Below are 18,547 nucleotides of genomic sequence, written 5' to 3'. Positions count from 1 at the left end.
CGCGGTGGCTACCGTGGGCGGGGTGAAGATAGGCGAACTCGCGCGGAAGACCGGGGTCAGCGTCCGCGCGCTGCGCTATTACGAGGAAGAGGGCCTGATCAGCCCCGGCAGGGAAGGCAACGGCTACCGCGACTTCTGCGACGGCTCGGTCGAGGCCGTCCTCCAGATCCGCGGGATGCTCGACGCGGGACTTCCGACGAGGCTGATCCGCGAAGTCCTCCCGTACCTCGACGGGCCCGGCGACGTCCGGCCGAAGGTGCCGTGCGAGTACATGATCGACGAGGTCGCGCGGCAGCGGGAAGTCCTCGATCGCCGGATCGCGCTCATGACCCGCAATCGCGACGCCCTCGACGCGTACCTCCGCGACTTGACCCTCACGCAAACGTGAGGCTTTTAGCGTGCGGGCATGACTTCGATGCGTGCTTTGCGACAGGACTCCGCGAACGGACCTGAAGACCTCCGCCTGATCACCGACGCCCCCGTTCCGGTGCCGGGACCAGGCGAAATCCTGGTGAAGGTGGCCGCCGCCGGTGTCAACTTCGCCGACGTCATGCAGACGCGGGGCACTTACGAGGGCGGTCCGGAAGCGCCGTACCTCGCCGGATTCGAGGCCGCCGGCGAGGTCGTGGCCGTGGGGGACGGCGTGACCGCGCCGGCCGTCGGCGATCACGTCGTCGGGACCGGCGGCGGAGCCTTCGCCGAGTACGTGGTCATGTCCGCGGCCGTTGCGGTCCCGGTACCGGAGGGCTGGTCGGACGAGCAGGCGGCCGGGCTGATCCTGAACTGGGTCACCGCGCTCGCCGCGCTCAAACCGCTGGGGCGGGTGGCCGCCGGTGAGACCGTGCTGGTCCAGGCGGCGACAGGCGGGGTCGGGCAGGCCGCGGTCCGGCTGGCCAAGCACTACGGGGCCACCGTCATCGGCACCGCGTCGCCGGGCAAGCACGATTCGGTGCGGGCGCTGGGCGCCGACCGTGTCCTCGGCTACGGCGAGGAGACCGGGGACGTGGATCTCGTGCTCGAATCGGTCGGCGGGACGACGTTCGCCGCGAGTCTCGCCGCCGCCAAGCGGGTCACCGGACGCGTCGTGGTCTACGGCGTCGCCGGGGGAGAGGTCGCGATCACCAACCGGGACTTGAACTTCCGGCACCAGATCCACCTGATCGGCCTGCATCTCGGCGTTCTGATCGAGCGCGCGCCCGCGATCTTCGCGGAGCTGATGGACGAGCTGCGGGCACTCATCGCCGACGGCGTCTGCGCTCCGGGAACTCCGACGGTGTACGACCTCGCGCACGGGCCCAAAGTGCTGGCGGAGCTGGAGGCGCGGGTGACTTCGGGCAAGCTCGTCCTGCGACCTTGAGCGCGACATCGTTGTATGCGGACATGCGCATGTCAATAGGTCGAAAGTGTTGGTAAATCACCAGCTGGCTGACGCGACGAAAGTCGGTGCCAAGTCGCGGCCGAGGCTCCTAAATTCACGAACCATTCCGTTGTCCTCACAAGGAGTGGGTCCATGGCAAGGAAGTTCTTCGTCTCCGCGTCCGTGAGCTTGGCGCTGCTCGCCGTCCCGGTGACCGCGGGGCAGGCAGCGGCGGTCGAACCCGCCCAGTCGGCCGCGGCGGTGACCACGGTCTATTACGACGCCTCGGGAGCGCCCAGCTTCCGTGCCGCCATCCAGGCGGGTGCGGCGAACTGGAACAACTCGGTGTCCAACGTGAAGCTGCAGGAGAGCTCGTCGGGAGCCACCCTGCGCTACACCGAGGGCAACGACCCTTCGGGTTCGTACGCCGAGACCGACGGCCACGGCCGCGGCACCATCTTCATCGACTACACGCAGGCTCAGCAGTACAACCAGACGCGGATCGCCGCGCACGAGACCGGCCACGCGCTCGGCCTGCCGGACAACTACCAGGGTCCGTGCTCCGAACTGATGTCCGGTGGCGGCCCCGGCCCGTCCTGCACCAACGCGAAGCCGAACGCCCAGGAGGTCTCCAGGGTGAACTCGCTGTGGGCCAACGGCTTGCTGTCGACCGGCACCATGCAGCGCATCTACAACTACTGACGCGCTCCGCTCCGTGAAGGCCTCCTTCCCTACCCTCAAGGTAGGGAAGGAGGCCTTCACGGCGTTCTATTGAGGCGTAGGGCAAATGCGGCGTCGCCTCGCTCGCCCACGTGCCGACCTCGGGTGTCGCGAAAGCCACTCAGTGTCAGGGTGGGTTGTGCTTTCGGGACACCTGATGTCCCGAAAGTGGCTTTCGCGACACCTCCTGGGCCCCACCGATCCCGAGGGGCCGCGGGACCCGAGGTGAAGGAGGCCTTCACGGCGTCCTAGCCCTGGAACTCGTAGGCGCCCGCGTCGACCCGCGCACCGGCATACACCGGGTTCCCGTCGACGTCGCGGTCGTCGTACTTCGTGGTGCCGAGGTCGATCGCCGGGCTCCCCGCCTTCAGGACGAGGTTCGTCGCCGACGTGAACTTCGGGTCGGCCACCTTGTCCGTCGCTCCCGCCGTGAACTGCCGGAGCCCGCCGAAGTAGACGTTGTGGTCGGTCGCGGTGAAGGTCGGGTCCGCGTAGCCGACCTTGTACGCGGCCTGGACTATGTTCTGCGTCATCTTCAGCATCTGGTTCGTGCAGCCGCCGTAGCAGACGAAACCCTCCGACTCGGCGTTCGAGAGCCGGAGAGAGTTGTTGCGGAACACCGTGCCGAGCACCGGCCCGTTGCCGTCCTCGGCACCGCGCGTGACGATCCCGCCGCGCGTCTTGGCGCCGAAGACCGCGTTGTACTCGAAGACGTTGCCGGTCGAGACGCCGTCGGGGTCTTTCGTGTCCGTGCCGAGTTCGGTGAAGGTCTCGTTGTCCTCGGAGATGTTGTGGTGGATGACGTTGCGGGACCCGTAGAAGATCTCGACAGCGGCGCCGTCGAGGCCGCCGAAGTCGTCGGACTTCGCGATCGAGCCGCTGATCCGGTTCCAGCCGATGTCGGAGTCGTTGCCCTGGACCAGCGCGGCGAACGCGCCGGAGTCGTCGTTGCCGCCAGGGGTCACGACGGTCATGTGGTTGTTGTCGACGAGGTCGTTCTGCGTGATTTCGGTGTGGTCCGCCGACGGCGCGATGAACACGCCCGCGCCGGCGCCGGTGATCAGGTTCGACAGCACCTTGTTGCGGTCGCCGGACACCTTCACCCCGGCCCATGAACAGCGCCCGGCGTCGGCGGCGACGCCGATCTGGAGGTCCTGCACCACGTTGTCGTCGCCAGGCAGGTCGACGCACGCTTCGGTGTTGCCTTTGACGATCGGGCGGGCGCCGGTGCCGTACGCGCCGATCGTGACGCCCGAGCCTTTGACGGCGAGCCCGCCGCTCCAGGCCCCGCCCCGCCGCAGCAGCACGGTGTCACCGGGCGCGAACGTGGTCGAGGAGACCTTCGCCAGGACTTCCACGGCGCCTGCTGTGAGGTACCGACGGCGGTGTCACTGCCGTCGACCTGGTCGACGTAGTAGGTCTTCGAAGCGGCTTCGGCTGTCGTGAATCCGGTGCACGTGAAGGCGGCGAGCACGCTCACGGAAAGCAGTTTCCAGGACATCCCGCGGACCGTAACCGCCTGCCGCACAAGGCTCGTACAAAGACCTCCGCGGCGTGGCCGCGTTCAGGGCAGTACGTCCCGAGCGCCACGTTCGAGACGGTGAGCGTCCCAAGCGTGGCGCTCGGGGCACGCACACCACCATTCGCGATCACTCGAGGGCGCGGTCCCGTGGTGAATCGATGGTCAGGGGAGCCGACGCGCCGCCGGTGAGCTGGTTCAGCTGGGTCATGGTCCGGTCCAGCTGCTCCGCCAGCCGCGGAATGGTGCTGGACGGCAGATAGGCCTCGGCCCCGGCGTCGAGGAGGCGGCGCACCGGACCTTCGAACTTGACCCCGAGTTCGGCGTCCTCGATCTCCGTGATCACGATCCGGGCCTTCGGGTACAGCGCCCGGAAGCTCGCGATCAGCTGGGGGCTGGATGGCGGGACCAGCAGCACGTCGACGGTCGGGGGAGCCGAGTGCAGGTCCAGGACGAGGTAGCCGGGGCCGAGCCGCTCGGACAGCGAGTCCCGCGCCGACGCCGACAGCTTCATGGCGGTGGCCACGACCGTGATCTCCTCGGAGTCCGTCGAAGGCGCCGGGACTTCTTGACCAGCGCCGGAAATCGTCCCGATCGTGTCGCCGTTCCGGGTGATGAGCACGTCTTCGCCGGGGCGGAGAGTCTCGATGAGCGCTACGAGTTCTTCAGGGAGCTGGGTGGCGTCGACCCACCGCGCGGACTGATCACTCATGACTACATGATGGCCCCCTTCCTTGCACCTGACGCAAGGAAGGGGGCCATCATATACTTACTTCTGCCGCGGCCGTCCGGGGAAGTTCACGGTGTCGTACAACGTGAACAGCCGGGACCACGGCGACAACAGTGCCGACGCGCGGAAGTGCCGGCTGCGGCTCGTCGAGGTCGACTGGCCTCGGCTGTTGTTGCCCCACCCCCGTTTTCTCGACCCGTTCGACGGATTGAGAACCTTGGCGACTTCAACCCGGAAGTCGGTGATTTCCGACTGCGGGATCGTTTTGACGTCGAGTGTCCGCAGACGCTCCTTGGCCGCTTCGACCACCAAGGGATCGAGTCGCCATCGAGTGCCGTCGCGGGTCGCCACCGAGCGGCTGAGCAAGCGGCTCAACACGGCACCGACATCGACGGTGGCGAAGCTCTGCACCGCCGCAAGCACTGGACTGGGGAATTCGTGCTGGTCGGCGCGAGAAATGAAGTCGAGCAGCACGAGTTCGTCGACGCTCATAGGGTCGATGACCCGTCGGGAGTTCTCAAACACGGTGTCACGCAGTGACTGCTTGGTGGAGAGTTCGTCTCTGGCAGTCAGATACGAGGTAATTCCCTGTCGATGCCTCAGATACTCGCCGACGGCGATCAACGCTCCTGGATTACCGCCCAGATCCTGGACCAAGCACCGGCGACTCTTCTTGTCAACGTCGTCGTCAGGCTTCCGGTACGAGTCCAGCAACTCGTCGGCTTCGATCGAAGACAGCCGCCCCACCCGGACCACGGGTAGATGGCCTCGGAAAGCGTCGTCCTGCCCGACGAGTACCGTGTGCGCTCCGCAACCGCCTGGGAGTACCAGATGGCCAAGGTGCTCGGGACCGCAGCCTGGGGGTAGGTCGTCGACAATCCACAGAGTGGCGTTCTCGGTTTTGTCGAGCGTTCGCGCCACGGCCGAGGAAAGCTGCTCGTCCGGTACGGAGCTGAGGTCCATTCCCAGCTCGCGACAGGAACTCCGGAGCTCACCGCAATAGACGGATTGAAGCCGATCAGGTCGTGAGCCTGCTCCGGCCAGGCTCAACCAGCGGACTCCACCGGGAAACGCGTCCCTGAACCGCCACGCGTAGTTCGCGACGAGAGCGGTTTTCCCAGAGCCGGGTGTGCCCCAGAGTGACACAAAGGAGCCGTAGGCGCGCTCTCTGATAACCGAGTATTTGCTGGCGTGGAGTTCCGTATGAAGGGTCCAAAGTTCACGATGCCGTCCGACGAACCCCCGAACATGGCGAGCCAGCCAAACAGGCCACAGGCGTTCCTCGAAAGACGGCGGACGGCCGAAGGGGCCGTTCAACTCGCGGGCCCTCCCTGCGATCCACCGAGCAAGGTCGGTAACTCCCGCTTGGGGGTGGGCGAACTTCGCGTCTGCCAACTCGATCGGGTGAATATGGTCGGTCCCTGGCTCAGGGTTGATCACCAGGATCCGCTGCCGGACGGTGCCTTCCCGCTGAGCGGCCAGGAAAGCGGTCATGAGTTCATGCTGACACGCGTGCCTGCTGGCATAGCCTTCCGAGTAGTACGCCACGAGCGTTTTCGAACCCTGCACAGCGAGCCCGATGCGCTCCGTGAGGCTATCGGTGAGGGTGATCCCGTCTTCGTCGAGGAAGACGTCCATCCCCTCGGACCGCAGTTGCTCCGCAAGGTCGCGTCCGAACTTCCGATCGTCGCCGGAGAACGACAGGAAGACGTCGTAGATCGTATCGGACAAGTTCGTTGGATCCTCTCAGCCGACGCTGGCGCAGGTGTCGTCCAGTAGTCTTTTCTCCCCAGAGACTTCACCATGTGCGGTGGTCGCCGCGACCTGTCCTGCCGTTCCATCGTTCCCATCGGGTTTTGTAACGGCTGAACGGCTCGAGGGGGCCCTGTACCCAGGTGTCTTGCCTGACCATGGGTGAACATCTGAGCAGTGCGAGTGACCGCGAGAAGAGGGACAGCGGTGGACCGAAAAGCCTTCGGGGTGAGAGTGCAGGAGCTGCGCACTGGCGCCGGCTTGTCCTTGAAAGCGTTCGGGGACCAGATCCACTACAGCAAGGCGCAGATAAGTCGCGTAGAGCACGGAGCAGCACCACCGACGACCACGTTCGCCGCTGCTTGCGATCGCGTCCTGGGAACCGGTAACGAGTTGGCGCGCGCGGCCGCTGTTCTGGCGGTCGATGAACGGCGTGCCCGTATCGAACCACCGTGCGACTTGCCGGCCGGGCCGCGCCAGCTGATCGGTCGCGACGTTGAGGCGAGGACACTCGAGCAGCATCTCAGTCCCGCCGAGCCGAGCCGCTTGCCGCGTGTTTGCGTGCTCTACGGCATGGCCGGTGTCGGCAAGACGGCGATCGGTTTATGGGTTGCCGAGCGGCTCCATCATGACTACCCGGACGGCTGCATCTACCTCGATATGCAGGGCTACAACCCGGACAGCCATCCCTTGGGAAGGGACGAGGCGCTCGTCCGTGTACTGCGACGGTTGGGTGTGCCCGGTGAGCTGGTGCCATCGACTGAGGGGGATCGGACCGCTCTTCTCCGGCAGAAGCTAGCCGGCCGCCGAGTCCTGGTGATGCTCGACAACGTCTCGAGTGCTCAGCAGGTGCATGCTTTGAGACCACCCAACGGCAGGTCTGCGGTCGTCATCACCAGCCGCCAGCCACTGACCGTCTTGGACGCGGCTTTGCACCAGCATGTCCGGGCGCTGGAGCCTGCAGCCGCGATGGCCTTGTTCACCTCGGTCGCCGAACTGGGGACGACCGAAAGGGGCGATCCGGCGGTCGTCCGGAAGATCACCGAGATGTGCTACCGGCTTCCCCTCGCGGTGTGCATCGTCGCATCGCGCTTCCGGGACAATCCAGCCCGGCGGCTGGAAGATGTGGCCGCTCGTCTCGCCGATCAAGCGGCTCGTCACCAGGAGCTCACCGACGGGTTGCGAAGCGTGACCGCGGTGCTCGAGGCTTCTTGCGCCACGCTGTCCGACGCGCAACTGGCGATGCTGCAGCTCATGGCGGCGCATCCAGGCCCTCGAGTGGACGCGTGGGCGGCCGGGGCGATGGCGGGAATCTCACCTGCCGCGGCCGAGAGCCTCTTGGACGAGCTGATCAGGGCCGGGATGCTCGAACGGCATTCCCATAGCGCGTACCGCGTGCACGATGTGTTACGGGATCACCTGCGTCGTCCAGATGCTGAATTGCTGTCCGGTCCGGAGGAGGATTCGGCAAGAGAAAGACTATTCGAATATTTCCTGCATGCCGCCGCCGCGGCGGATTCCCATATTGACGAGCATCGTTATCGGCTGGAGCTCGATCTGGTTTCTCCGGCTGTGGAGACTCCGTTGTTTCCGGACGCCTATTCGGCTGGAAAGTGGATGGAAAGCGAAGTGGATAACTTCCTTCCGTTGCTTCAGGAGATGGCATCGCGGCGTCATGACATGGTCTGCTGGCAGTTCGCTTATTGCCTTCGGGGTTATTTTTATGCCACCAAGCAGTGGGAATTGATGACGGCTTGCTATGGGCAGGCCATGGAGGCGGCGACGCGTACCGGTGACCATCGTGCAATTGCTATCGTCCTCAACAACCTCGGCCTGGCCAGTATGCAGCTCGGCCACAAGGATGAGGCGATGGAGCTGTACTCGCGTGCCCAGTTGGAGTTCTCCGCCGCCGATGACCGTTTCGGCGAGATGAATGTCGGGGCGAACCGGGCCTGGCTCGCATATGAGCGAGGTGACTTCGGTCAGGCGCTGGACCTGTCCCGGCGCGCTTGGGCTTTCTATCGTGATCAGGCGCTGCGATCGAATGCGGCGATTGCCCTTGATTGCATCGCGCGTTGCGAGCTTCGGCTTGGTGGGCTCGCTGCTGCGAAGGTGAACTTCGAGAAGGTGCTGGATGATTACATGGAACTTCTCTTTCGTGACGGTGATGTTGCGCAGCTCATTTCTCATCTCGCTGAAACGGAATTGCTCTTGGGTGAATTCGATGCGTCGGCGAATCACTACCGGAATGCGATAGACCGTGCTCGATCGGGTAAAGCGCAGCGAGAGGAGGCGGTTGCCTATGAGGGCCTCGGCCGAGCGGCTGCTGCTCAAGATCGTCTGGTCGACGCCGACGCGCATCGCGCGGCGGCGATCGCTCTGTATAACGAAGTCGGTGCGGTCGCTGACGTCGAGCGGCTGAGGGGCGAGCAGAAGGCTCAGGTGGAGCAGGGCCACGAAGAGCCGCTAAAGCACGAACCTCGACCTGAGGTGACGGTCGTTGACCCTGGGCGGGTTCGTGTACTGGCGGTCAACACCGAGTGGGCCTCGGGGCACGGCGGCGGTATCAGCACCATCAACCGTGAGCTCTGCAAAGCACTTGCCGGGAAAGGCGCGGAGGTGTTCTGCTCGGTACCGAGTGCGAGTGACGAGGAGCGGAACGACGCGGCTGCGGCAGGTGTCCATCTGGTACATCCACCCGCCGCGTTGGGAGCGCCGGAAAGCGCGTTGTCCCGGCCGCCGGTCGTCTCTTCACCGATCACCCCTGACTTCGTCATCGGGCACGGTCGTAAGACCGGCGAAGCCGCCTTGTGGCTGGTAGAAGACCACTATCGGGACGCCAAGCTCCTGCATTTCCTGCATGTTGTCTCCGATCGAGTCGAAGTCGACAAACGGAGAATGGACGGAGATCCGGCCGCCCAGGCCGACGAGCGCAGCAGGCATGAGATCGAGATCGCGAAGAAGGCGCATCTGGCGATCGGGGTCGGGCCAGCACTGAGCAACAACCTGCGGGACCATCTACGTGGTTCCGGAGGTCCGGAGGTGTTGCGACTCGATCCCGGATTCGATGTCTCCGACGACATAGCGGAAACGCCGGTGCTCAGCGACACGGTTCGCGTACTTCTGATGGGACGGCTAGGGCATCAGGAAGCGCGGATCAAGGGCGTCGACATTGCGGCCAGGGCTCTGGGACATGTGCTGTCGCAGCGAGGAGCGAATGAGCCTGAAGTCGAACTGGTGCTTCGCGGGGCCGAGAAAGGAGACTCCGAGCGTCTGATCCGCGAAGTCAAATCCTGGGCCGGGAATGATTCCCTGCGGGTGGTTCCACGACCGTACTCTCCGGACAGAGAGGCTTTGCGGCAGGACTTGCATCGTGCGAACGTCGTCATCATGCCTTCCCGCTCCGAGGGGTTCGGGCTGGTCGGGCTGGAGGCGATCAAGCTGGGAGTACCGACGCTGATCAGCAAGCGAAGCGGGTTGGGCCTTCTGCTCGCCGAGGAACAATCCGAGCTGTCTGTGGATCTGTCGAACAAGCTGATCCCGGTCACGGAAGAGGAGTACAAGGACACGTTGCGGTGGGGGGACGCGATCGCGGCTGTCCTTGCCAATCCGAAGCCTTCTTTCGGGATGGCGAGGCTGCTGCGTGAGGAGATGGCGGAGAGGCGAACTTGGGCGATGGCCGCCGACATGCTTCTGAAAGCGATGCAAGAGCTTCGCTACGACAACGGAGGATGAAGGAGTCGGGTGGGCCACCTTTGACGGCGGCCCACCCGATGTTCTTTTCGGACCAGCTACCGCGGTCGTCCGGGAACCCCAGGCCGTGTCTGCCACGGGTGCGGCCCGTCGAGCGGCCGGTACTCGACGCCCAGCGCGTCCAGCCGCGGCAGGTGGTGATCCCGCAGGCGCGGCAGGAACTCCGCGTAGTCCCGCCCCGCGGGGTCGCTCCACGCCACCTCGGCGAAAGCGGCCAGTCGCGGGAAGGCGACGTAGTCCACCCGCCGCACGGTGTCGAGATGCTCCGACCACACCTGCGCCTGCGCCCCGAGAATCGTCTTCCCCTCGGGGAAATCGGCGGGCACCGGCTCGTAGCCGTAGAAGCTCTCCAACGTGCTCAGATACCCGACGGGAATCGGCTCGTCGGGATGATCGGACTGCCGGTGGTCCAAGTAGATGTGGTCCTCGGGACACATGACGACGTCGTGACCGGCGGCCGCGGCTCGCGCGCCCGCCGCCTCGCTCTGCCATGAGCCGATGACCATCGGCGGCAGGTCGCCCGCTTCGAGCACCTCGTCCCAGCCGAGCGGACGACGTCCTCGTTCGACCAGGTGCCGGGCGATCTCGCGGACGAACCAGCCGTGTTCCTCGGTCGCGCCGGGAACCTCGTCGCCGCCGAGGGCGATGACCTCGGACGGGAAGATGTCCAGCACGTGGTCGAAGACGCGTTTGAAGAAGTCCACAGTGGACTTTTCCGTGTTCAGCAGTGACGTGCTGATGCCCCAGCTCGTCCACACCTCCCACGGTTCGGTGGTCTCCGGGCCGAGTTCGGGATAGGCGGCGATCGCGGCCCGCGCATGCCCTGGGATGTCGACCTCCGGGACGACCGTCACCGCACGCGCGGCGGCGTACGCGACGATCTCGCGGAGGTCGTCGGCCGAGTAGAAGCCGCCGTGCGGACGCCCGTCGCGCTCCGGTCCGTCGTGCCGCCCGACCATGGACGACTTCCGCCAGCCGCCGACCTCGGTGAGCCTGGGGAACTCGGGGATCTCGATCCGCCAGCCCTGGTCGTCGGTCAGGTGCAGGTTGAGCACGTTGAGCTTGTGCGCGGCGATCAGGTCGACGAACCGCAGCACCTCGGCCTTGGTCCGGAAGTTCCTCGCCACGTCGAGCAGTGTCCCGCGCCAGCCGAACCTCGGGTGGTCGGTGACCACACCGCAGGGGATCGTCTGCTGTCCACTGTGGATCGACGCCGCCCGGAACGCGTCCGGCCCGATGAGCTGCCGGAGCGTCTGGCGGCCGTAGAACTCGCCCGCCGCGTCGGCCGCGTGCAGGGTCACGCCGGACGGGTCGATCTCCAGCCGGTAGCCCTCGGCAGGCAGGAGGTCGTCGCTACGCACGTCCACTTCGGACGGTGCAGAACACTGTCCCGGCAGCGGTTCCACCGAGACGGGACGGGGGAGCAGAGTTTCGAAGCCAGGCATGTCAGCCCTTCACCGCGCCGCCCATGACGGACACGAGTCGTCGTTGCACGAGAATGAAGAACACCAGCACCGGGATGGTCATCAGGGTCGAACCCGCCATCACCGCGCCCCAGTCGGTGTCCTCCGGTTTGAAGAACACCAGGATCGCCAGCGGGAGCGTCTGATTCTCGGTGTTGGAGATGATGAACGTCTTGGCGAACAGGAAGTCGTTCCAGGCGTGGATGAACGCGAGCACACTGATCGCCACCAGCCCCGGCGCCACCAGCGGGAAGAGGATCTGCCAGGTGAACCGCATCCGGCTCGCCCCGTCGATCTTCGACGCCTCTTCCAGCTCCTGCGGCACCGCGGCGACGAACCCGCGCAGCATCCAGATCGCGAACGGCAGGCTGAACGCCAGATGCACCAGGATCAGCGAGCCGAGGTGGTTGGTGCCGAACGCGGGAGCGACGTCGCCGACCGACCGCATCAGGAAGAACAGCGGAATGGTCAGCGCCTCGACCGGCACCATCTGCGCCACCAGCACCATCACCAGCAGGACGGTCCTGCCCTTGAAGTTGAACCTGGTCAGCGCGACCGCCGAAAGGAACGACAGCAGCAGCGACAGCGCCACCACCACGACGGCCACGATCACGCTGTTCAGGAAGAACAGCGCGAAGCCCTCGCCGCTGAGCACCCGTTCGAAGTGCTCCAGGGTCGGCGTCAGCGTCCAGGGGCGGGGGTTGTCCGATTGGATCTGCCCGGTCGGCTTGAACGCCGAAAGCACCATCCAGTACACCGGGAACGCGACCATTCCCGCGATCACCACGCAGATGATCTCGGCGATCAGCCTGCCCGGCTTCTTGACCCGGCGGGGACGCCGGGCGGGAGCCGTGATCACACCCATCCCGCGCTCCGGCGTTGCGACCGGACGTACAGCCCGGTGATGGACAGCAGCAGCAAGGTCATCACGACTCCGAGCGCCGCGCCGAGACCGTATTCCTGTCCGGCGAAGGCCTGTTGATAGGCGAAGACGTTGAGCACGAGGTTGCGCCCGGCCACGCCGCCGCCGTTGGTCATCACGTAGATCTGGGTGAAGATCTTGAAGTCCCAGATGATCGACTGGATGGTGGCGATGGTCAGCAGCGGCCGCACCATCGGCAGCGTGATCGACCATGTGGTGCGCCAGGTCGACGCGCCGTCGAGATACGCGGCCTCGATGACCTCCTCCGGCACGCCCTTGAGCCCCGCGTACATGGTCACCATGACGAACGGGAACGAGCACCAGATGACCTCGGCGGCCACCAGCCCGAACGTGCTGTAAGTGTCGAACGTCCAGGAGTGGTTCGCCATCCCGGTGAACCCGAGGCCCGAAAGCACCTCGTTCACCAGGCCGAAGTCCGCGTCGAACAGGAACAGCCAGACGTACGAGCCCGCCATCGCCGGTGTCGCCCAGGCGGCCAGCGCCGCGAGGAACAGCGGGACCCGCGCCCAGGCGCGGACACGGGTCGCCAGCACGGCGAGCCCTGTCCCCAGCGCCAGGCTGCCGACGACGCAGACCGCGGTGAAGCCGAGGGTCTTGGCCAGTACCTCCCAGAACTGGAGGTTCTCCAGCAGGTCGAGGTAGTTCTGGAAGCCCAGGAACACCAGTGGCGCGTTGCCGACCGCCTGCGGCTGGCCGTAGTCGTAGAACGAGATCAGGACGAGCTGGTAGATCGGGTACACCAGCATCGCGAGCAGCAGGATGCCGCCGGGCGCCAGGTAGAGCAGGGCGGCCCGCCCGTCCCGGCGACGGCGGGGGGACCGCCGTGCCGGGACGGCCGGAGCCGTGGTGCGGGGGATTTCCTTGGTGACCACTTAGCCGAACGCCTTGTTCATCTCGGCGGACGCGGTCGCGAGCGCGGCCGCGGGGTCCTTGCCGCCGGTCGCGATCTGCTGGATCGCGGTCGGCAGCACGTTCTGCGCGTCGATCTTCGACCACGCCGCGGTGGCGGGGACGAACTTCGTGCCGGCGGTGAGCGTGTCGACGAACGGCTTGACCGACGGGTCGCTCGCGGCGAGCTTCTGCTGGACACTGCCGAGCGTGGGCAGGTTGCCCATGGCGACGTACATCTTCTCCTGGTACTTGGCGCCACCGAGCAGCTCGGTGAACTCGACCGCGAGGCTCTTGCGCTTGGTCGCGTTGAACACGCCGAGCAGGTTGCCGCCCGCGAACGCCGGGGCGATCTTCCCCGCCTCGGTGCCGGGGATCGGGATGATCGCGTACTTGCCCTTCACCTGACCGGCTTCGACGGCCTTGCGGTTGAAGTCACCGCCGATCGACATACCGGCCTTGCCGCCCGCGAACGCCGTGATGCTCTGCGTCCCGGTGAGGTTGGCGCACTGCTCCGGCGGGCAGATGTCCGCCTTCAGCAGGTTCGCGTACGTCGTCACGCCTGCCTTGGCCTGCTCGGAGTCCAGAGTGGACTTCCACTTGTCGCCGTCCTGCTTGGCGATCTCGCCGCCGTGCGCCCACAGGAACGGCAGCATCGCGTAGGTGTACTTGCCACCGACGGAGATGCCGTACAGCTCCGGCTTCTTGGCGCGGATCGTCTTCGCGGTCTCGGTCAGTTCCGCCAGCGTGGCAGGCGGCTTGAGGCCGAGTTCGGCGAAGAGGTCCGTGCGGTAGTACAAGGCGCGGATGCCGGTGAACCAGGGAAGCCCGTAGGTCTTGCCGCCGGACTTCGCCGTCTCCAGGACCGCGGGCAGGATGTCGGCGCCTTCCTTCCACGACGACAGGTCGCCGGTCAGGTCGGCCAGCGCGCCCGTGGCGGCGTAGCTGGAGACGTCGGTGTTGCCGAACTCGGCGACGTCCGGCGCGCTGGCCGGGTCGTTGAAGGCGCCGGAGAACTTGTCCGCGCGGCCTTCCACCGGGATCCACTGGACGTCGACCTCGACACCCGAATGCGCCGCCTTGAACTCGGCGATCGCCTCCTTGACCGCGGCTTCCTTCGGCGCGCGGTTGGCTTCGTCGAACAGCCAGACCCGGACCGTGCCGGACTTCTCGTCGCCGCCGCTCGCGGCGGGGGTGTTCTGGGCCGGCGCGCAGCCCGCGACGAGGCCGACCGCCGCGAGGCCCGCGATGAGGACGCGAGTTCTCATGAAATTTTCTCCTTATGCGAAAAAGACGGAATTGACCTGGGGGAGCGCCAGCTTTCCGGCGACGGCCCCAGGGAGACCGGTGGCGGGATCACGCGGCAGCCAGCTCAGCGTGCCGGACTTGTCGCTGGAAACGTAGAACCAGCTTTCGGTCGGATCCAGGGTGAGGTGACGCGGGTAGACGCCACCCACGGGTGTGTTGTTCAGCAGCTTCAAGGACTTCCCGTCCTCGCCGACGCCGAACGACGCGATCGTGTCGGAACCGCGCACGGACGCGTAGACGAACTTGCCGTCCTTGGACGTGGTGATCTCGCCCGGATACTGCTCGCCGGGAGTGCCGGCCGGAACGGCCTTGACGACCTGTCCGGCGGTCAGTTTCCCGGTCGCCGGGTCCCACGCCGCGATGGTCACCTCGGCCCGCAGCTCGCCGAGGATGTACGCGTACTTGCCATTCGGGTGGAAGGCGAGGTGACGCGGCCCGGCGCCCGACGGGAGCTTCAGCTGCTGGTTCAGCTTCAGTTTCCCGGTGGCGACGTCGAGTTTGTAGACGTAGACCGAATCCGCGCCGAGGTCGACCGAGAGCACCCACTTGCCGGTGGGATCGTTGACCACCTGGTGCGCGTGCGCGGCTCGTTCGGCGCCCTTGTGCTGGGCCAGATCGACGACGTCGCCGAGTTTCCCGCCCGCGAGGATCGGGAGCACGACGACGCTGCCGCTGCTGTAGTTCGCGGCCAGCACGTACTTCTGGCTCGAGTGGACGCTCAGATGCGTCGGGTGCTGGCCCTTCGCCGACTTCTTGTTGAGCAGCTTGGGTTTCGCCGGATCGGCGAGGCTGAGAGCGGAGATCTGGCCGTTCTCGTCCTCATTGGTCACGTAAAGCGTCTTGCGGTCGGCACTGATGTCGAACCAGGAAGCGTTGCTGACTCCCGGAATCGTCCGGTCGACGACCAGCGCGTTCGTGGTCGCGTCCCGGTGAGCGACATCGAGTCCGTGCCCGGAACTGGTGTAGCTGCTGATGTAGATGGCCCCGGTTCCCTTCGGTCCGCAGGTCTGTTCGGAGGCGTTCGCGAGGTGGGAACCGAGAACGGTGGTGAGTCCAGCCGCTCCGACGGCGCCGAGGAAGGTGCGTCGATCGAGTCCGGTCATCGTGATCTCTCCCAGCTTTCAGGTGGTTTAAACCACTGCCATGAGCAATGCTGCCACGCCGAAACCGGAAACGGAAAGGACGGTTTCCAAGACGGTCCAGGTTTTCAGGGTCTGCGGCACCGTCATGTTGAAATACCGCGAGATGATCCAGAAGCCGCCGTCGTTCACGTGCGACGCGATGATCGACCCGGCGGAAATCGCCACGACCAGCAGCGCGAGCTGGATCTGTGAGTAGCCGAGAGTCGCCACCGTCGGCGCGACGATACCGCTCGTGGTCACGATCGCGACCGTCGCCGAACCCTGCGCGATCCGCATTCCGCAACTGATGACGTAGGCCGCCAGGATGACCGGCAGACCGGCGTTGTCCAGCGAACCCGCGACGGCCTTGCCGATACCGGTCGCGGACAGCACGGCGCCGAAGAACGCGCCGGCGCCGACCACCAGCAGGATCATCGCGACCGGGCGGAGCGACTTCGCCGAAAGCTCGCTCAAATCCTTGCCCGTCAAGCCGCGGCGCAGGCCCAGCAGCCACGACGCGAGCAGCACCGAGATCGTCAGCGCGACCGCCGGGGTACCGATGAACGCGGCGACACCGGCGGGCGCGGAGTTCTTGGGAAGCCAGATGCTGCCGAAGGTCCCGGCGAGGATCAGCACCAGCGGGACCGCGATGATCGCCACCACCAGCTTGAGCGACGGCGGGTTCTCCTCCTTCTCACCCTCTTCCTCGGCGACGAGGAATTCCGCGGGAACCGGCACGTCGATGCGCTTGCCGATCCAGGTCGAGTACGCCACGCCGCCGATGAGGAACGCCGGGATACCGCAGACCAGGCCCATCAGGATGATCCAGCCGAGTTCCACGTGCAGCAGGCCCGCCGCGGTCACCGGGCCGGGGTGCGGCGGAAGGAACGCGTGCGTGATCGAGAGACCGGCGAGCAGGGGCAACGCGTACAGCACCAGCGAACGGCCGCCCTGTTTGGCGGCGACGTAGACCAGCGGTGCCAGCACGAAGATGCCGATGTCGAAGAAGACCGGGATGCCGAAGACGAAGCCCGCGAGACCCATCGCCAGCGGGGCCCGTTTCTCGCCGATCGCCCGTAGCAGCGCGCCGGTGAGCACCTTCGCCCCGCCGGAACGCTCCAAAATGGACCCGAGGATGGTGCCGAGCCCGATGATCGCGGCGATATGGCCGAGAATCCCGCCGAAACCCTTCTCCAGCAAGGAATCCGATGCCTTCTGCGCGGAGCCGACGATCTGCCCGACCGGCAGGCCCGCGGCCAGCGCGGTCAGCAGGCCGACCACGATCAGCGCGATGAAGGGCTCGAGTTTGACTTTGATGATGAGGAACAACAACACCGCGATCGAGACGGCGGCGAGGGTCAGGAGACCTCCCGTCGAATGTTGGAGCCAGTCGATCATCGGGCACTCCAGGGGTTCCGCAGTGAATGGCCGGCGAGGGCGCCGGTCGGTTGACCATCGTCGATGGCGGCGACACCGTTGACGAAGACATGGGGGATACCGGCGGCCTGCTGCCGCGGCTCGTCGAACGTGGCGGTGTCGGCGACGGTTTCCGGGTCGAACAGCACGAGGTCGGCCGCGTATCCGGCGCGGACGAGACCCCGGTCGGTCAGCCGCAGGCGCTGCGCCGCGCGGCCGGTGAGGTGGGAGACGCATTCGGCGAGGTCCAGGACGCCGAGCTCGCGGACGTAGCGCGCGAGGTAGCGCGGGAACGTTCCCCAGGCACGCGGATGCGGCCGCGCGCCGACGAGGAGGCCGTCACTGCCCCCGGTGTGCGTCCGGTGCCGCATGATCGCCTGGACGTTCTCCTCGTGCCCGACGTGCATCAGGCAGGACGTGCCGAGCTTCTCCGACAGCAGGACGTCGAAGTACAGCTCCGCGGCCGGCTTCCCGGCTCGCTGAGCCGACGCGGCCACGGAATGCCCGACGAGGTGGGAGTTCTCGTCCCGGCGGACACCGTTGATCTCGATGGCCTCCCAGTCGATCGGCACGCCGTGCGCGCCGTCCGAGCCGGTCTCCTCGATCTCGGCGCGGATCCGTTCGCGGGTGTCCACATCGGACAGCCGGGCCAGGGTGGCGTCGAGCCCGCCTTCGGTGGACCAGCTCGGGAGCAGCGCGGAAAGGTAGGTGGCGCCGGGAAGGTAGGGATAGGTGTCGAGCGTGATGTCGCAGCCGTCGTCGAGTGCCTGGTCGAGCAGCTCCAGCAGATTTCCCGCCTTGCCCTTGTTCACCGAGAAGTTCATCGTGGCGTGCGCGAGGTGCAGCGGGCAGCCGGAGCGGCGGGAGACGTCGACCATCTCGCCGAACGCCTCCAGCGCGCCCTTGCCGTAGCTGCGGTGGTGCGGGCTGTAGAAACCACCGCGTTCGCCGACGACCCGGCACAGCTCGACGAGTTCTTCGGTCGTCGCGTACATGCCCGGTGTGTAGGTGAGCCCGGACGACATGCCCATCGCGCCCTCGGCGAGACCGGTCGCGATGAGTTCCTTCATCGCGTTCATCTCGGCCTCGGTGGCTGGCCGGTCTTCCCAGCCGACGGTGAGCATGCGGACGGTGCCCTGCGGCACCAGGTAGGCCGCGTTGACCGCGACCCCGGCGTCGAGCCGGTCGAGGTACTCGCCGACCGAGCGCCAGTTCCAGTCGAAGCCTGCCGGGTCGTCGTTCCACCCGGCGAGCTGCTGGCGCAGTGACGCGAGGACGTCGTCGTTCACGGGCGCGTAGGAGAGCCCGTCCTGTCCGAGGACCTCGGTGGTGACGCCTTGGGAGAGCTTCGCGATGTGATCCGGATTGGCGAGCAGCTGGAGATCGGAATGCGAGTGCATGTCGATGAACCCTGGCGCGAGCACGAGTCCTTCGGCGTCGATGGTGCGGCGGCCCGCGAGCGAGCCGGGTTCGGCGACACTGGCGATCCTGCCACCGGAGATGCCCACGTCGTGCCTGGTGAGCGGATCCCCGGTGCCGTCGGCGACCAGTGCGGAGCGGACAACGATGTCCATGAT

At 66.3% G+C, this 18,547-nt stretch carries 14 protein-coding genes; 4 read left to right on the top strand and 10 right to left on the bottom strand.

Annotated features, from left to right (window positions below):
• Positions 1 to 22: 22 nt before the first annotated feature.
• The 3 genes from AMYAL_RS0102260 to AMYAL_RS0102250 all read left to right on the top strand — a co-directional run bounded on the left by AMYAL_RS0102260 (position 23) and on the right by AMYAL_RS0102250 (position 2,059).
• Positions 23 to 388 carry a MerR family transcriptional regulator gene (locus AMYAL_RS0102260; RefSeq protein ID WP_026466668.1) on the top strand — a complete coding sequence of 122 codons (366 nt, stop codon included), beginning with the start codon at positions 23 to 25 and terminating at the stop codon, positions 386 to 388.
• Positions 389 to 406: 18 nt separating this feature from the next.
• Complete coding sequence (locus tag AMYAL_RS0102255) at positions 407 to 1,357, top strand: quinone oxidoreductase family protein (RefSeq protein WP_020629670.1); 951 nt, start codon at positions 407 to 409, stop codon at positions 1,355 to 1,357.
• 153 nt (positions 1,358 to 1,510) lie between these two features.
• Positions 1,511 to 2,059 carry a snapalysin family zinc-dependent metalloprotease gene (locus AMYAL_RS0102250; protein ID WP_020629669.1) on the top strand — a complete coding sequence of 183 codons (549 nt, stop codon included), beginning with the start codon at positions 1,511 to 1,513 and terminating at the stop codon, positions 2,057 to 2,059.
• Positions 2,060 to 2,325: 266 nt separating this feature from the next.
• On the opposite strand, the gene AMYAL_RS45500 is transcribed toward AMYAL_RS0102250, so the two are convergent.
• The 3 genes from AMYAL_RS45500 to AMYAL_RS45495 all read right to left on the bottom strand — a co-directional run bounded on the left by AMYAL_RS45500 (position 2,326) and on the right by AMYAL_RS45495 (position 6,057).
• Entirely contained in the window at positions 2,326 to 3,435 is a 1,110-nt protein-coding gene (locus tag AMYAL_RS45500; protein WP_020629668.1) for a choice-of-anchor Q domain-containing protein, read from the bottom strand.
• 291 nt (positions 3,436 to 3,726) lie between these two features.
• Positions 3,727 to 4,308 (bottom strand): hypothetical protein, encoded by a 582-nt coding sequence (locus AMYAL_RS0102240; protein WP_020629667.1) that lies wholly within the window; start codon positions 4,306 to 4,308, stop codon positions 3,727 to 3,729.
• Between the two features lie 57 nt (positions 4,309 to 4,365).
• On the bottom strand, positions 4,366 to 6,057 hold the full coding sequence (locus AMYAL_RS45495) for a tetratricopeptide repeat protein (RefSeq protein ID WP_051137495.1): 1,692 nt from the start codon (positions 6,055 to 6,057) through the stop codon (positions 4,366 to 4,368).
• Positions 6,058 to 6,285: 228 nt separating this feature from the next.
• On the opposite strand from AMYAL_RS45495, the gene AMYAL_RS0102230 reads away from it, so the two are divergent.
• Positions 6,286 to 9,813: a glycosyltransferase gene (locus tag AMYAL_RS0102230; RefSeq protein WP_039793765.1), complete on the top strand. Its 3,528-nt coding sequence runs from the start codon at positions 6,286 to 6,288 to the stop codon at positions 9,811 to 9,813.
• A gap of 56 nt (positions 9,814 to 9,869) precedes the next feature.
• Here AMYAL_RS0102230 and AMYAL_RS0102225 read toward each other — a convergent pair whose 3' ends face one another.
• The 7 genes from AMYAL_RS0102225 to AMYAL_RS0102195 are packed head-to-tail and all read right to left on the bottom strand — an operon-like array spanning position 9,870 to position 18,544.
• On the bottom strand, positions 9,870 to 11,276 hold the full coding sequence (locus AMYAL_RS0102225; RefSeq protein ID WP_026466667.1) for a beta-N-acetylhexosaminidase: 1,407 nt from the start codon (positions 11,274 to 11,276) through the stop codon (positions 9,870 to 9,872).
• Position 11,277: 1 nt separating this feature from the next.
• The gene (locus tag AMYAL_RS0102220) at positions 11,278 to 12,159 is read right to left on the bottom strand and encodes a carbohydrate ABC transporter permease (RefSeq protein WP_020629664.1); all 882 of its coding nucleotides are present in this window, start codon (positions 12,157 to 12,159) and stop codon (positions 11,278 to 11,280) included.
• Positions 12,150 to 13,109 (bottom strand): carbohydrate ABC transporter permease, encoded by a 960-nt coding sequence (locus AMYAL_RS0102215; protein ID WP_020629663.1) that lies wholly within the window; start codon positions 13,107 to 13,109, stop codon positions 12,150 to 12,152. Before AMYAL_RS0102215 ends, AMYAL_RS0102220 begins: the two co-directional genes overlap by 10 nt.
• Entirely contained in the window at positions 13,110 to 14,393 is a 1,284-nt protein-coding gene (locus AMYAL_RS0102210; protein ID WP_020629662.1) for an extracellular solute-binding protein, read from the bottom strand.
• A gap of 12 nt (positions 14,394 to 14,405) precedes the next feature.
• Complete coding sequence (locus tag AMYAL_RS0102205) at positions 14,406 to 15,536, bottom strand: lactonase family protein (RefSeq protein WP_020629661.1); 1,131 nt, start codon at positions 15,534 to 15,536, stop codon at positions 14,406 to 14,408.
• A 27-nt stretch (positions 15,537 to 15,563) separates the two neighbouring features.
• Entirely contained in the window at positions 15,564 to 16,952 is a 1,389-nt protein-coding gene (locus tag AMYAL_RS0102200) for a GntP family permease (RefSeq protein ID WP_020629660.1), read from the bottom strand.
• On the bottom strand, positions 16,949 to 18,544 hold the full coding sequence (locus AMYAL_RS0102195) for an N-acyl-D-amino-acid deacylase family protein (RefSeq protein WP_020629659.1): 1,596 nt from the start codon (positions 18,542 to 18,544) through the stop codon (positions 16,949 to 16,951). The genes AMYAL_RS0102200 and AMYAL_RS0102195 overlap by 4 nt, the downstream gene beginning before the upstream one ends.
• Positions 18,545 to 18,547: the final 3 nt, after the last annotated feature.

The organism is Amycolatopsis alba DSM 44262 (assembly GCF_000384215.1).
Lineage (GTDB): Bacteria > Actinomycetota > Actinomycetes > Mycobacteriales > Pseudonocardiaceae > Amycolatopsis > Amycolatopsis alba.
This window is presented reverse-complemented; position numbering and strand designations above follow the sequence as displayed.

What these genes read in the sequence shown, in the direction of transcription:
- AMYAL_RS0102200 (WP_020629660.1), bottom strand. Translation starts at nt 16,952, where the DNA reads ATGATCGACTGGCTCCAACATTCGACGGGAGGTCTCCTGACCCTCGCC.
- AMYAL_RS0102250 (WP_020629669.1), top strand. Translation starts at nt 1,511, where the DNA reads ATGGCAAGGAAGTTCTTCGTCTCCGCGTCCGTGAGCTTGGCGCTGCTC.
- AMYAL_RS0102205 (WP_020629661.1), bottom strand. Translation starts at nt 15,536, where the DNA reads ATGACCGGACTCGATCGACGCACCTTCCTCGGCGCCGTCGGAGCGGCT.
- AMYAL_RS0102210 (WP_020629662.1), bottom strand. Translation starts at nt 14,393, where the DNA reads ATGAGAACTCGCGTCCTCATCGCGGGCCTCGCGGCGGTCGGCCTCGTC.
- AMYAL_RS0102225 (WP_026466667.1), bottom strand. Translation starts at nt 11,276, where the DNA reads ATGCCTGGCTTCGAAACTCTGCTCCCCCGTCCCGTCTCGGTGGAACCG.
- AMYAL_RS0102195 (WP_020629659.1), bottom strand. Translation starts at nt 18,544, where the DNA reads ATGGACATCGTTGTCCGCTCCGCACTGGTCGCCGACGGCACCGGGGAT.
- AMYAL_RS0102220 (WP_020629664.1), bottom strand. Translation starts at nt 12,159, where the DNA reads ATGGGTGTGATCACGGCTCCCGCCCGGCGTCCCCGCCGGGTCAAGAAG.
- AMYAL_RS0102255 (WP_020629670.1), top strand. Translation starts at nt 407, where the DNA reads ATGACTTCGATGCGTGCTTTGCGACAGGACTCCGCGAACGGACCTGAA.
- AMYAL_RS0102240 (WP_020629667.1), bottom strand. Translation starts at nt 4,308, where the DNA reads ATGAGTGATCAGTCCGCGCGGTGGGTCGACGCCACCCAGCTCCCTGAA.